This window comes from Simiaoa sunii (assembly GCF_014337175.1).
GTDB classification, from domain to species: Bacteria; Bacillota; Clostridia; order Lachnospirales; family Lachnospiraceae; genus Acetatifactor; species Acetatifactor intestinalis.
This window is the reverse complement of record NZ_CP060633.1, coordinates 1,191,157-1,203,974: the sequence shown is the minus strand read 5'-3', so window position 1 is coordinate 1,203,974 and position 12,818 is coordinate 1,191,157. Positions and strand designations below refer to the sequence as shown.

General features: G+C 44.0%; 15 protein-coding genes. 4 read left to right on the top strand and 11 right to left on the bottom strand.

From position 1 onward, the window contains the following. Positions 1-14: 14 nt before the first annotated feature. Genes folP through H9Q77_RS05635 form a run of 4 tightly spaced genes read right to left on the bottom strand, consistent with a single transcriptional unit; the run spans position 15 to position 3,300 of the window. Positions 15-830, bottom strand: coding sequence for a dihydropteroate synthase (folP, locus tag H9Q77_RS05650; protein WP_118546422.1), 816 nt, complete (start codon positions 828-830; stop codon positions 15-17). 52 nt (positions 831-882) lie between these two features. Further along, entirely contained in the window at positions 883-1,365 is a 483-nt protein-coding gene (locus H9Q77_RS05645; protein ID WP_118546443.1) for an HD domain-containing protein, read from the bottom strand. A gap of 58 nt (positions 1,366-1,423) precedes the next feature. Then, the gene (gene folE, locus H9Q77_RS05640) at positions 1,424-1,981 is read right to left on the bottom strand and encodes a GTP cyclohydrolase I FolE (protein WP_118546421.1); all 558 of its coding nucleotides are present in this window, start codon (positions 1,979-1,981) and stop codon (positions 1,424-1,426) included. A gap of 2 nt (positions 1,982-1,983) precedes the next feature. Beyond that, positions 1,984-3,300, bottom strand: a complete 1,317-nt coding sequence (locus H9Q77_RS05635; RefSeq protein WP_118692476.1) for a bifunctional folylpolyglutamate synthase/dihydrofolate synthase — start codon at positions 3,298-3,300, stop codon at positions 1,984-1,986. Positions 3,301-3,347: 47 nt separating this feature from the next. On the opposite strand from H9Q77_RS05635, the gene H9Q77_RS05630 reads away from it, so the two are divergent. Beyond that, positions 3,348-3,770 (top strand): putative ABC transporter permease, encoded by a 423-nt coding sequence (locus tag H9Q77_RS05630; protein ID WP_249326785.1) that lies wholly within the window; start codon positions 3,348-3,350, stop codon positions 3,768-3,770. 20 nt (positions 3,771-3,790) lie between these two features. On the opposite strand, the gene H9Q77_RS05625 is transcribed toward H9Q77_RS05630, so the two are convergent. Together H9Q77_RS05625 and H9Q77_RS05620 are read right to left on the bottom strand one after the other, a co-directional pair. Then, positions 3,791-5,164, bottom strand: coding sequence for an MATE family efflux transporter (locus tag H9Q77_RS05625; protein ID WP_118546418.1), 1,374 nt, complete (start codon positions 5,162-5,164; stop codon positions 3,791-3,793). Positions 5,165-5,237: 73 nt separating this feature from the next. Next, positions 5,238-5,618 carry a PH domain-containing protein gene (locus H9Q77_RS05620; protein ID WP_118546417.1) on the bottom strand — a complete coding sequence of 127 codons (381 nt, stop codon included), beginning with the start codon at positions 5,616-5,618 and terminating at the stop codon, positions 5,238-5,240. Between the two features lie 248 nt (positions 5,619-5,866). On the opposite strand from H9Q77_RS05620, the gene H9Q77_RS05615 reads away from it, so the two are divergent. The 3 genes from H9Q77_RS05615 to H9Q77_RS05605 all read left to right on the top strand — a co-directional run bounded on the left by H9Q77_RS05615 (position 5,867) and on the right by H9Q77_RS05605 (position 8,041). Beyond that, complete coding sequence (locus H9Q77_RS05615; RefSeq protein WP_249326784.1) at positions 5,867-6,406, top strand: nitroreductase family protein; 540 nt, start codon at positions 5,867-5,869, stop codon at positions 6,404-6,406. Between the two features lie 203 nt (positions 6,407-6,609). Next, positions 6,610-7,521 carry an aspartate carbamoyltransferase gene (pyrB, locus tag H9Q77_RS05610; RefSeq protein ID WP_022154719.1) on the top strand — a complete coding sequence of 304 codons (912 nt, stop codon included), beginning with the start codon at positions 6,610-6,612 and terminating at the stop codon, positions 7,519-7,521. A gap of 91 nt (positions 7,522-7,612) precedes the next feature. Further along, positions 7,613-8,041, top strand: a complete 429-nt coding sequence (locus H9Q77_RS05605) for an aspartate carbamoyltransferase regulatory subunit (protein ID WP_022154720.1) — start codon at positions 7,613-7,615, stop codon at positions 8,039-8,041. A gap of 57 nt (positions 8,042-8,098) precedes the next feature. On the opposite strand, the gene H9Q77_RS05600 is transcribed toward H9Q77_RS05605, so the two are convergent. The 5 genes from H9Q77_RS05600 to H9Q77_RS05585 form a co-directional block, all read right to left on the bottom strand. Next, complete coding sequence (locus H9Q77_RS05600; RefSeq protein ID WP_178455956.1) at positions 8,099-8,899, bottom strand: helix-turn-helix domain-containing protein; 801 nt, start codon at positions 8,897-8,899, stop codon at positions 8,099-8,101. Between the two features lie 156 nt (positions 8,900-9,055). Beyond that, positions 9,056-9,184 (bottom strand): hypothetical protein, encoded by a 129-nt coding sequence (locus H9Q77_RS16635; protein ID WP_283244809.1) that lies wholly within the window; start codon positions 9,182-9,184, stop codon positions 9,056-9,058. 377 nt (positions 9,185-9,561) lie between these two features. Next, entirely contained in the window at positions 9,562-10,476 is a 915-nt protein-coding gene (locus H9Q77_RS05595; protein WP_249326783.1) for a helix-turn-helix domain-containing protein, read from the bottom strand. 187 nt (positions 10,477-10,663) lie between these two features. Continuing rightward, on the bottom strand, positions 10,664-11,656 hold the full coding sequence (locus H9Q77_RS05590) for a nucleotidyl transferase AbiEii/AbiGii toxin family protein (protein ID WP_249326782.1): 993 nt from the start codon (positions 11,654-11,656) through the stop codon (positions 10,664-10,666). Continuing rightward, positions 11,640-12,407 (bottom strand): type IV toxin-antitoxin system AbiEi family antitoxin domain-containing protein, encoded by a 768-nt coding sequence (locus tag H9Q77_RS05585; RefSeq protein WP_249326780.1) that lies wholly within the window; start codon positions 12,405-12,407, stop codon positions 11,640-11,642. The genes H9Q77_RS05590 and H9Q77_RS05585 overlap by 17 nt, the downstream gene beginning before the upstream one ends. Positions 12,408-12,818 lie beyond the last annotated feature (411 nt).

Genomic DNA, 12,818 nt, shown 5'->3' with positions numbered 1-12,818 from the left:
TTCTTCGCAAAATATCATTTGCTGCTATTTAAAATGGCTTCACACATTTTAATGGTGCGGACATTTTCCTTCACATCATGCACACGGACGAACATGCATCCCTTCTGCACACCGAACATGGTGGTCACAAGCGTCCCCTCTACTCTCTCTGTCACCGGCAGATCCAGTGTCAGTCCGATCACGGATTTGCGGCTGCATCCTAAAAGCAACGGATAACCGAACATATTCAGTTCTTCCAGACAGTTGATGATCTCCAGATTGTTCTCATAGGTCTTGCCGAAGCCCACCCCGGGGTCTAAGATGATCTTCTCATCCGCGATGCCTGCCGCTTCCGCCAAATGGATCGTGTCCGCCAGATCCGCTGCCACATCCTGCATGAAATCCCGATAATCCGCTTCTTTACGGTTATGCATCAGACAACAGGGCAGACCGCTCTTCGCAATGACCTCTGCCATACGATTATCATATTTCAAGCCCCAGATATCATTGATGAGATTCGCCCCCGCACGGATTCCCGCCTCTGCCACACCGCTTTTGTAGGTGTCCAGGGAAATGGGAATGTCAAAATTTGCCTTCACCGACTCGATCATGGGTACGACTCTGGCAATCTCCTCCTCATCAGATAACAGGGTATAACCCCCCGGTCTGGTGGATTCTCCGCCGATATCCACAATATCCATCCCCTCAGCGATCATTTCTTCCACATGCTTCAATGCCCGGTCTCTGTCATTCCACTTTCCTCCGTCGGAAAAAGAATCCGGGGTCACATTCAGGATTCCCATTACATAAGTATGTCCTTTAGTCTGAAACTCTCTGTTGCCAATCTTCATTTGTCTTCTCCCCACGTTTTTTAAATATTATTTATGATATTCCCGACACCAATTAATACTTAATGGTCAGGTTCTTCTTGCCGTCTTTCCAGTTGCAGTCCTTCTCCGCATCGCACGCAAAGCAGGCACGGCTTGCCTTATCCGCCCGATACAGGATGCCATTTAGATTCTTCTCCTTCGCTACCTCAGGATCCCGGTGTCTGGAGATTGCCGTTACAATAACACCCGTTTCTTCATCATCGAATCCACAAGTCTTCAGAATCTCCGGTGCGATCCGGGCACTGGCCTGCTCATGCGGAATGCCATTCTCGTACTGTTCATGTTTCCCACAATCGTGGAGCAGTGCCGCCGCATAGATCCATTCCCGGTCGATCTTAAACCCTTCCTCCAGTGCTATGATCGTACCGATCCTGGCTACATCCAGAAAATGTACCATACTATGACGGCAGAAGCGTCTGTCTGCTTCTGCCGCATTGTTTCGTCCTAAATGATATAAAAACAAATCATGATTTAATATTTTATCAATTCTATCCATCGGAGTCTCCATCATTTCATCCCGGTCGCTTAACAGCTTCCTTACACATCCGTAATGTCTACCGGTTCACGAGCTGTAAAAATCTGTCCTGCAATTCCTTATTCTCCGCAAAGACTCCCCTTGTCACCATGGTAACGGTCTGACTGCCGGGCTTTTTGATCCCGCGCATGGTCATGCACATATGCTCCGCTTCCAACATTATCATAACTCCCTGAGGCGCCAGATATTTCATGATATCATCGGCGATCTGTGCCGTCATGCGCTCCTGGATCTGTAATCTTCTGGCATATACCTCCACAGTCCTGGCAAGCTTACTCAGACCCACAACCTTGCCATCGGGGATATACGCAACATGAGCTTTGCCGTAAAAAGGCATCAGATGATGCTCACACATAGAATAGAAGGTAATATCCTTCTCCAGTACCATCTCGTTATTGTCTACGCAGAAGACCTTCGACAGATGTTCTCCCGCATCCTGATCCATACCGCCGCAGATTTCTTCATACATCCTGCCGATCCGCTCCGGTGTCTCCTTCAGTCCCTCTCTATCGGTATCCTCCCCGATTCCTTCCAGTAAAAGCTTTATTGCTTCCTGTACTTTCTTCTGATCTACCATTTTCACCGCTTCGCTTTCCGTTTATTCCCTGCTGTCTGTCTCTTCTCCATGAGCTTCAGGATTCTCCCCAGATAAGAGAGAGAACCGAAGCACAATATCACATCATCCCGTCCTGCCAGCAGGTGACTAAGCTCCACTGCCTCTTCCAGGCTGTCCACCGCCGTCACATTGGGGTGTACCTTTGCCACCTCTGTTGCCAGATCATAGGCATGCATGGCTCTGGGATTGTCCGGAGGTGTCACCGTGAGAATCTGATCCGCATACTTCTCCGTCAGCGCGATCACGCGGTCCACTTCCTTATCCTTTAACATTCCCATTATATAGATAATTCTTTTATTTGTAAAATAGAATTCTATGGAATCCGCAAGTTTTGCGGCTGCATCCTCGTTATGTGCGCCGTCTACTATAAATAACGGGTGTTCTTCCAGTATTTGCAGCCGTCCGTTCCAGACAGTCTCCTTCAGGCCTTTCCGAATGGCAGTCTCTTTGATCTCATAACCGCATTTTTCCAGAGCCTGCACCGCTTCCAGCGCCAGCACAGCATTTGCCACCTGGAATTTCCCCGCAAGGGTGATCTCCAGCTTTTTATAATTTTCATAATCGAAGGTCTGCTTTTTCAGTCCGTATTTCACATGTTTTGCATTTGCCGCATCTGCCATGGTCAGTATACAGCCAAGCTCTGCCGCCGTCTGCTCCACAACCTTTTGTGCCGCTTCTTTTTGCCGCATGGAGACCACCTGACATCCCGGCTTACAGATTCCGGTCTTGTGTGTTGCGATCTCCTCCAGACTGTTACCTAAGAATTTCATATGATCCATACCGATGGAAGCCAGTACCGCCACCTGCGTGGTCGTGATCAGATTTGTAGCATCCTCCCTGCCGCCCATACCGGTCTCCAGTACGACGATATCACACTGTTTTTCCCGGAAATACCAAAAAGCCAGTGCCGTCTCGATCTCAAAGGGCGTCGGATGATGGAAGCCGTCACTTACCATAGCATCACAATGCTTTTTTATGATCTCCAGTCCTTCACACAGATCCTTATGCGTGATCTTCTGCTTTCCGATCTGGATTTTTTCACAATATTCAATAATAACAGGTGATATATATTTACCAACGCGGTATCCGGCCGCCTGTAAGATGCTGGAAATATAAGCAAGTGTGGATCCTTTTCCGTTGGTTCCCGCAATATGCACAAATTTCAATTCCTCCTGCGGATTTCCCAGTCTTCTGCACAATTCCCGGATGCTGTCCAGCCCCGGAACGATGCCGTAAGTTCCCACTTTTTCCATATATTCCATTGCTTCCTGATAGTTCATGGCAATCTCTCCCGTATCATACGCCCAAAATTTCATATACTATGTCCATGAAAATGACAAAATCCATCGCAAACTCTTTGAAAACCTTCGGCAGGAGCTTTCTCCTGTGCGGACTGTGTGGCTGGTGCATGGAGATCCTGTTCACAGCACTGCACTCCCTTCGGCGCAGGGATCTGCGTCTTACCGGTAATACTTCCCTGTGGATGTTCCCGATCTACGGCTCCGCCTGCCTGCTTGCACCCTTCAAACGGCTTTTTGAGCACCTGCACATCAGTCGTCCCAGGCGTGGGCTGTTCTATATGGCAATGATCTTCACCGTGGAATATCTCAGTGGGCGCCTACTGTGGAAGCATGGTCTCTGCCCCTGGGATTACGGCAAAAGCCGTTTCCACATCCACCGGATCATCCGGCTGGACTATGCTCCCTGGTGGTTCCTGGCAGGACTGTTTTTTGAAAAGATCCTGCCCTGAGCCATTTTACAGCATTACTATTACTGCATTGCTTCCGCCAGCATCCGTTCTTCATGAGCCTTTTTGTCCCGCACCATCTTCTTCATAAGGAAATGATAAGCGATCCAGAGGAAAATACCTGCGGTCAGCCAGGCTGAGGCATTGGCAAAGCACACACCCACATAACTCATCAGATGCGCTGCCGCAAAAGCCACGATACCACGGCTCAGCAGTTCCACCACACCGCCCATCATGGGCATGAAGCCAAAGCCACAGCCCTGCAGCGCATTTCGGAAGATAAATATCATTCCCAGCGGAATGAAGAACATGCCACAGATCGTAATATACGTTCTGGCATAGCCGCATACCATCTCAACCTGTTCGGAGATGAACAGCGGTACAATATAAGGAAGCGCTATATATACCAGTCCGTAGACAAGCACCGCATAGACACCGGACATGATATTGGCAGCTTTCACGCCCTTACGGATCCGGTCCAGATCATTGATGCCGCGGTTCTGCGCACAGTAAGTTGCCATAGTCACACCCATTGCGGCAAAGGGCTGTGTCACCAGCTGTTCCACCTTGCAGGAGACAGAATAAGATGCCACCACGGTAGAACCCAGCAAATTCAGTGCTGCCTGTACCAGGATAGTACCGATAGCTGTAATGGAAAACTGTAGTGCCATGGGAATTCCCACGGTCAGCTGATTTTTCACACACTGACTTTCCAGTCTGCAATGCTCCGGACGGATATGCAGTGTAGGTACGCTCTTAATAATATAAATCAGACACAGTACACCGGATAATCCCTGAGAAATGATAGTCGCATAAGCTGCACCGCCCACTCCCATATGACCGTAAACGATCAGTACATAGTCCAGGACAATATTCGTCACCGAAGCGATCACCAGCAATACTAACGGCACCACACTGTTGCCGATGGCACGCAGGATACTGGACAACAGGTTATACAATACATTGCAGGCAATTCCCGCACAGATGATCATAATGTATTCCTTCGTCATATCGAAAATATCTTCCGGAGTATTCATCACCCGAAGCAGACTGTCCATGCCGGTCATACTGACTGCCGTCATCACGATTGTCACGATCACCGACAGGATGGCTGCGCTTCCGATACTTTTGCGCATACCCTCCCGGTCCCCGGCTCCGAAGCGTTGTGCCGTCAGCACAGTAAATCCGGTGGTCAGTCCCTGGGTAAATCCCAAGATCAGGAAGCTTACTGACCCGGTGGCTCCTACTGCCGCCAATGCATCTACACCTACGAACCGACCCACGATAATGGTATCCACCATGCTGTATAGCTGTTGAAAAATATTACCTATGATAATTGGAATGATAAATTTTGTAATCAGCTTAGCAGGGCTGCCCTTCGTCATATCAAGTTCCATAAATCTCTTCTCCCGAAAAAACAGGGCCCCGGAAGGTCCCGTCTCTTATACTAATGTATACTTGTTTCTTCTATTACTGTAAGTCGTCAATATCCCCCATCTCTCCGGAACCGATATCCAGCATATTCACAGTTCTGCGCTTCAATCTGGCTTCCTCCGACTCCTTCAAAATAAACTCCTTGATCGCTTTGGAATTGCGGATATGCTCGATCAACAGTTTTGGATGAGTGGTATCACCGGTATAACAGACAATGGTGCCAAGTCCTACCATTCTCTCCCAGATACTTGCCGTATGCTCCACATCCTGTACCTTGTACATATAGCAGTCATTCTCTACCTTGGTGAACACACCCGTGTCCACAGTGATCATATCCTCTTTGATCACATACCTGGTAAAAGTAAAAGGTAATCCTAAAAATAACCAGCGCTTCTTTTCCACAAATTCTACTGACATAGTGCCCTCCTTTTATTGCCTGGTCCGATATTCCACAGTCATCTGTAACGTACAGTGGAACCGGCTTTACACGATCCGCTTCCTCAGTATAGTTCTCTTTGCCTCATTATATGATATCCTATCCGGGAATGCAAAACCTTTCTGTCATAGTCACACAAATTTTCTATATTTTTTCACTTTTTCCTGCTTGATTCTACCCTTCAGAAATGCTATTATATTACAAATGCAAAAATACAGGAGGATAAACAATGACCGCAAAAGAATGTATCACAGGCCGCAGAAGTATCCGTCAGTATACGGATCAGCCGGTATCTCATGAGCTTCTGGCTCAGATCGTAGAGACAGCTTCTTATGCTCCCAGCTGGAAGCATACGCAAATCGTTCGTTATATCGCTGTGGAAGGCGAAAAGAAAGCGAAACTGGCAGCATGTACTTCCTCCTTCCCGGGTAATGGCAAGATCATGGAGAACGCTCCCATGGTCGTTGCAGTAACCGTGATCAAGGGCAGAAGCGGTTTCGAGAGAGACGGCTCCTTCACTACCGCCAGAGGCGATGCATGGCAGATGTTCGATGCCGGTGTTGCCAGCGAAGCATTTTGCCTGGCTGCTTACGAGCAGGGCCTTGGCACCGTGATCATGGGTATTTTCGATCAGCAGGAAGCTGCTGATCTTCTTGAGATTCCTGAAAATCAGGACCTGATCGCACTGATCCCCATCGGTTATCCCGCAGAAGCACCCGTTGCTCCCAAACGGAAATCCGTAACGGATCTGTTATCTTATCAACAGTAATTTTAAAGTCGAAGAGTTTTTCCTCTTCGACTTTTTTCTGGTCAGGGTATGAACTGTCCGCTTCCTGCGGGTCCCGTTACTACCCGCATCATAAGAAAAGCGCTGTATTCTTATGATGTCGCATACACAAGTGAACACGGATTCTCCTATTCCGTACGGTCACTGTGTCGAAAATAGCAGCGCAGAAACGAGGAAATGAAAAAATGAGACACTTGATGAACCCACTTGACTTCTCTGTTGAGGAACTGGACAAGCTGTTCGCTTTGGCAGACGACATTGAGAAGGATCCCGCCAAATACGCCCACAAATGCGACGGCAAGATCCTCGCCACCTGCTTCTATGAGCCCAGCACCCGTACACGCTTAAGCTTTGAAACCGCCATGACCCGTTTAGGCGGCAGAGTCATCGGCTTCTCCGATGCGGCTTCCTCTTCTGCTTCTAAAGGAGAAAGTGTATCCGATACCATCCGCATCATCTCCTGCTATGCGGACATCTGCGCTATGCGCCATCCCAAGGAAGGCGCTCCCATGGTAGCCGCAGAGAAATCCCTGATCCCCGTGATCAATGCCGGTGACGGTGGACATCAGCATCCCACCCAAACCCTGGCCGACCTGCAGACCATCCGCAGCCTCCACGGCGATCTGAATAATTTTACCATTGGTCTGTGCGGTGACCTGAAATTCGGCCGTACCGTACACTCCCTGATCAACGCACTGGTGCGCTACGAAGGCATCAAATTCATCTTCATCTCTCCCGAAGAACTGAAGATCCCCGACTATGTCACCGACATGCTCCGCGAGAAAGGCATTCCTTTCCAGGAAGTTATCCGTCTCGAAGATGTGATGCCTAAGCTGGATCTCTTATACATGACCCGTGTGCAGAAGGAACGTTTCTTCAACGAAGAGGATTACGTCCGCCTGAAAGATTTCTATGTACTGACCCCTGAAAAAATGGAACTGGCGAAGCCCGATATGCTGGTGCTGCATCCCCTTCCCAGAATCAATGAGATCTCCGTGGAGATCGATGACGATCCCAGAGCCGCCTATTTCAAACAGGCACAGTTCGCTGTCTATGTCCGTATGGCTCTGATCCTGACTTTGCTGGGTCTGGCATAATTTTCCGGTATCTGACCGCAAAATTATCTTATGAATTCGTATATTAAAGTTAACATACGCAGCACTCTGTGCCTGCAGAATGGAGATTACTATGTTAAATGTAGGAAAAATCGAAGAGGGCTTCGTCCTCGATCATATCAAAGCCGGAAAAAGTCTCTCAATCTATGAGCACCTTCAGCTGGATAAGTTAGACTGCACCGTTGCTATCATCAAAAACGCCCGCAGCGGAAAAATGGGCAAAAAAGACATTCTGAAAGTAGAATGTGACATCGATATGCTGGATCTGGATGTACTGGCATTCATCGACCACAACATCACCGTCAATGTCATCAAAAATGGTGAGATCGTAGAGAAGAAGGTACTGGTACTTCCCAAACAGATCAAAAACGTCATCAAATGCCGCAACCCCAGATGCATCACTTCCATTGAGCAGGGACTGCCCCACGTATTCGTCCTCTCCGATGAGAAAAAAGAGATCTACCGCTGCAAATACTGCGAAGAGAAATACAGCGAAAGCTAAGAACCCTATACAACAAATGCCCTATCAGCAGCCGCTGGTGGGGCATATTTACAATACTTATTCCGCATCATCCTCTGTTTTCTTTTCACTATCTTCCTGCTTCTGCATATACATTATTTCTAACCTTACCTGAATTGGCAGTAATAGCAGAAAACCAATTAATCCATATAAAATTCCATTTAATGCAATTGAAATGGAAATACTTAATCCTGTAAAAAGAAGTGTTCCTTCCCCCATAGGTTGAATTGCCATAAAGCTGATACAGCTTTCGAGGAATCCCATTCCCAAAAATGTGATTTTTGCAAGCTTTATCGCTGATTTTGCCTGAAACAATTGTTTTATTGATACTGATTTCTTTTTTCCAAAAATAATCCGAAAGGAATCAAAAAAGGGTAGTCCCAAATTTGTCCCCAGCAAAAATAGAGCAGTAACTAAAAACATACTCAATAATGTAGGCATATCCACAAAAAGCATATTCATACTGATTCCCATATTGGTAATAACAGAATATAAAACAACGAATAAAAAAATTATCACAGTTATCCCAAAAGCCAATAATGAACTTCGGCTTTTCTTTTTGCTATTTTCTGTTTCCTGTAAAAGATTCATCATATTGACTTCAGCTTTTTCAGTGTAACCGTTTTCCAACAAATGTTCACCTGACAGGAACTCATTAATACTAATTTGCAGAATGTGGCATAACGGAACAATCAATGCCAGCTCCGGCATTCCTTTGCCACATTCCCATTTGGATATTGTTTTGTTACTGACACCAATCGCATCCGCCAATTGTTGTTGCGTCATCCCCTGCTCTTTTCTTAATGTAGAAATGAATACCCCAATCTTTTCCTGATCCATTGCTGTTCCTCCCGTAAAACTATAAAAATACGATTTTCATGACTGTATTTTACAATTTTATCGCTATGAGGACAACTTTTCCTTCGTAGACCCCAGTCTATCTATCGTAGATTTTCATTGTATATAACTTCTTTCTGCGTATTTCAACAATCTTATCTACACATTATCTGCGACATAAAATGTGGGAGCCGGCATATTTTCCCACTCTGTTAACGTAATATTTCCTTTTGCAATTTCCGCTGCTTCCAATAATCCTTGCATGGTTTCATCAAAAAAGTTACTCATAATTTTTCCTCCATAGTCTATTGCGTTCCTCTTTATTTTACTTAGTCTCATTCAGTATCAAATCTCGTTCAATTCCTTTTCCATAATTGTTTTAATTGCTCTAATATCTGTAAAAGTCAACCTTACGCCGCGATTATACATAGCCAATACTTCATTCAAATTTTCTACTAGCAATTTATTAAGCTTTTTATGTATTGTCACCGGCTGATCCTGCACTGTATGAATATGATCAAAATATTTTTCAATAACAGAAATATATTCTGTATTAAAAAAGCATTTTCCTTTCCTGCAAATTCAAGGTCAAAAAAGAGGCGAGAAAAATATTCCACACCCCTTTTTCAATATGCAAACAACATAAAGCAAACGGTAAATCATAATTAATAACTTTGTTCTTTAATACAAACAATTGCTCCTGTCACATTATTCTCTTCTACCCACTTCTTAATCATATCAGTGGAAAACCTGATATCCCCAAAAATCCGACTATCTGGTTTCAATATTATCTCTGTACCTGACGAATGTTCCATTTTACAAAAATTCACGTCATGTTGGGCAATCCCCCTTACATAGTCCTGACTATAGCAGTTACTATCTCTATACACATTAATCCGCAAATTTTCGCATAATGAATTTATCGCCTGCATGCCACCTTGGGCGAAATCACCCATCTGTGCATATTCTATACTCGATATAGGATGGCCTGAAAGTATTTTATCCAATACCTGCTGATTTTTCTTTTCATTTTGTGAAAGAGGAATTCCTCTTCCATTATCAGTTATCTTTATTCTTCCATCCTCATACAGTGTAATATTAATTTCCGTGCAAAATCCTCCTGCATCGGCCTCTTCAAACGACGTTTTAAGTACTTCATAAACAATCTGATGCATATTATCTATTAAGTTTTCCTTGTCTGCTCCCATACGCATTCTCCTTCCTTCTATGTTTGGCACACAATATTCTGGCACCATATACGAAGTAAGATACTTTTTCACCTTACTTGGCGTGGAACCAAACAATTGTGTGAATGAACGTGTAAATCCTTCGTGAGAATCAAATGCATACATAAGTGATACATCAAGAACTTTCCTACCCTCCAGCAAAGAACCAAGCGCATATTGTAGCTTTCTGATCCTAATGTATCCGGTTATTGGTATACCCATAATTTCTGAAAATAATTTACTGAAATAGAATGGACTATAACCAGCCATTTCTGCCATTTCCAACAAACTGATTTTTTCATAAATATGTTCATCTATATAAGCCAAAATCTCCTTTAAAACTTCTGTACTCATTCCCTTTCTCCTCACATACAGTATCATGGATAAAGCCCACCATACATTCTACAAGCAGGATGCTTCATATCCAACCTGTATATATAGTGTACACGCTGGGAGTAGATATTTCTTGATTCCATATATGAAGTAATATATTTTCTATCTCAAACTTTTCATAACCCTTTTTGCACAAGCATCAGAATCATTACACTCTCTTTTCATGATCTTTATCCAAAGGCTTCTTATCTTCTTCCTTGTTCCTGCACTTCCATAATGCCATTGGATGCTTTGCTACATTTCTAAACTCATCACTATCCCCGAATACCCAGTCAGGATAATAATTTCCTTCTGAGAAAGCCTTCCAGAACAGCTTTTCCTCCTTTGTGGGCACCAGAACAGATGTAAGATAGTCTTTTACTTCCTTTTGTACAAATTCCAGGTCAAATCGTTCTCCTTTACGAAGCACTGAATTCAAATCACGCTTAATCTGCCGGAATGACACGTTTCCGATATTATCAAGCTCAAATTTTTCCGGTGGCTGCGCTGACCCGATTGCACTATAGAAGACGGCACATTTACGAAGCATCGCTTCCTCACTTTCATCAAACAGCCCAAATTTTACCATGTTATGCATATCATATAAATCTCGTGGAGCTGTTCTTGTAAGTAATGCTACTGTTTTAGAAGCAAATATCTCCAATGGTGCTACGGAAAAAACGGTAAGCTTTTCCTCATTCCATGGTAGTCTTACTTCTCTCCGTGCCACAGGAAGCACATGACAGCGCAGCATATAGTTAATCTCAATCTTAAGATTATCCTTTGTCCCTCCGCAATTTACATATTCATACACAAAGGAATCCAGTGCATGATGACTCTTTGATTTCGGACTCAGGACATATCCGTTTGCCATCATATACTTGCTGATTTTGTCTGTGATAATCCCCCTGTCTGCAAGCATTTCTTCCCTTTCAATACTTCTGCAATAATCCAAATCAATATCCACCGAAAGTCTTGGCAAATCAAAAATAGTAAGATTAATGGCAGTGCCGCCTTTTAAAGCAATTCCTTCGGACAATAGCTCATCCGATTCCATGAATTTCAACACATCCGCCAGACGGCATACCTTTTCCAGCGTGTCTCTCGGAAAACCCAGTTCTTTTGCCATTCTGCCCAGAGTTAATCTATCCCATTGCATCATAAGCATCCACCCCCTTATCTATCAGTCCTTTCAACGAAACCGGTGCATAAAGCTTCCATCTTTTATGAAATACATTATCCTGCGATTCCTTCATCAGGTAGCGCTTTGCATCAGAGGAACCATTCTCACACGTCTCAAAAAACTTGGCTGAAAAATGGAATTCTTCCTGCATTTCTTCAAAAAAATATCCGCACTTCTGATACAGAAAACCATTGTTGTTTCTTGCCAGACATTCCAACACTTTCTGTTCATTCAGTCCCGGCACCAGCATCATACACCGTATTACTTCCTCAATTCCTGCTATCTTTTCAAAATCACGAATACTGTCTACAACAGTCTGTTCCATGGATGTCACTCGTATTTTTCCCTGTTGTACTACTTCCATATTTGGTTTACGCTCTATGTGTCGGTACAACACTCCGTCATACTCAAAATCGTGAAATCGTTTATCCGTTGCAACATAACACTCATAAAACACCTGACTTCCATACCCAAATACTTCAAATGCACTGTGATGGGTGATACAAGCATCTGGGAACAGATTGGAACCTATCTGATAACGGGATAACACAGGCTGTTTCGTTTCCATGCTGATTACCACATAAAAATCTCTTTTCACTTTTTCTATCAGCCCTTTTTTCTGGTACTCATAAATTACCTGATTCGCTGCGGTTGCTGTTCCTACAATTTCTATCAGCTGTTCTCTCGAAAAAGAACCCTTTGCAAGTAGCTTTTCATAATGCTTCATCATGTATCATCTCCTAATGTTTTAAATTCAACGCAATGTATTATTTATTCTTAATACTCTATACTTTTTTAATAATCCATTTTAATTTTATTACATAGTATTAGAAATATCAAATACATTGTGCACTTTTTGAAATTACATTTTCCTCATCATCTCAAAACACAGCAGACAAAAGACAAACATTACTTAAAATGTTACTTCTTTCAACGTTTTTGCAGACCATATATACACGTAACTTTGATTATTTGGTATTTCTGCACGAATCTCTGCAAAATCGATAGACGACACCAGCCTACGCTGACAATAGATTTTTATAAGAAATGTTTATGGAAGAAGTATATCCTATATCTTCTGTTTTGGCAAGAAAAAAACTCACCTGTATGTTACCACACAGGTGAGTTCGATTTATTTTTA

Bases quoted from the DNA above. Each gene is read 5' to 3' on its own strand.
- folP (WP_118546422.1), bottom strand. From the start codon at position 830: ATGAAGATTGGCAACAGAGAGTTTCAGACTAAAGGACATACTTATGTA.
- H9Q77_RS05645 (WP_118546443.1), bottom strand. From the start codon at position 1,365: ATGGATAGAATTGATAAAATATTAAATCATGATTTGTTTTTATATCAT.
- folE (WP_118546421.1), bottom strand. From the start codon at position 1,981: ATGGTAGATCAGAAGAAAGTACAGGAAGCAATAAAGCTTTTACTGGAA.
- H9Q77_RS05635 (WP_118692476.1), bottom strand. From the start codon at position 3,300: ATGAACTATCAGGAAGCAATGGAATATATGGAAAAAGTGGGAACTTAC.
- H9Q77_RS05630 (WP_249326785.1), top strand. From the start codon at position 3,348: ATGAAAATGACAAAATCCATCGCAAACTCTTTGAAAACCTTCGGCAGG.
- H9Q77_RS05625 (WP_118546418.1), bottom strand. From the start codon at position 5,164: ATGGAACTTGATATGACGAAGGGCAGCCCTGCTAAGCTGATTACAAAA.
- H9Q77_RS05620 (WP_118546417.1), bottom strand. From the start codon at position 5,618: ATGTCAGTAGAATTTGTGGAAAAGAAGCGCTGGTTATTTTTAGGATTA.
- H9Q77_RS05615 (WP_249326784.1), top strand. From the start codon at position 5,867: ATGACCGCAAAAGAATGTATCACAGGCCGCAGAAGTATCCGTCAGTAT.
- pyrB (WP_022154719.1), top strand. From the start codon at position 6,610: ATGAGACACTTGATGAACCCACTTGACTTCTCTGTTGAGGAACTGGAC.
- H9Q77_RS05605 (WP_022154720.1), top strand. From the start codon at position 7,613: ATGTTAAATGTAGGAAAAATCGAAGAGGGCTTCGTCCTCGATCATATC.
- H9Q77_RS05600 (WP_178455956.1), bottom strand. From the start codon at position 8,899: ATGGATCAGGAAAAGATTGGGGTATTCATTTCTACATTAAGAAAAGAG.
- H9Q77_RS16635 (WP_283244809.1), bottom strand. From the start codon at position 9,184: ATGAGTAACTTTTTTGATGAAACCATGCAAGGATTATTGGAAGCAGCG.
- H9Q77_RS05595 (WP_249326783.1), bottom strand. From the start codon at position 10,476: ATGAGTACAGAAGTTTTAAAGGAGATTTTGGCTTATATAGATGAACAT.
- H9Q77_RS05590 (WP_249326782.1), bottom strand. From the start codon at position 11,656: ATGATGCAATGGGATAGATTAACTCTGGGCAGAATGGCAAAAGAACTG.
- H9Q77_RS05585 (WP_249326780.1), bottom strand. From the start codon at position 12,407: ATGATGAAGCATTATGAAAAGCTACTTGCAAAGGGTTCTTTTTCGAGA.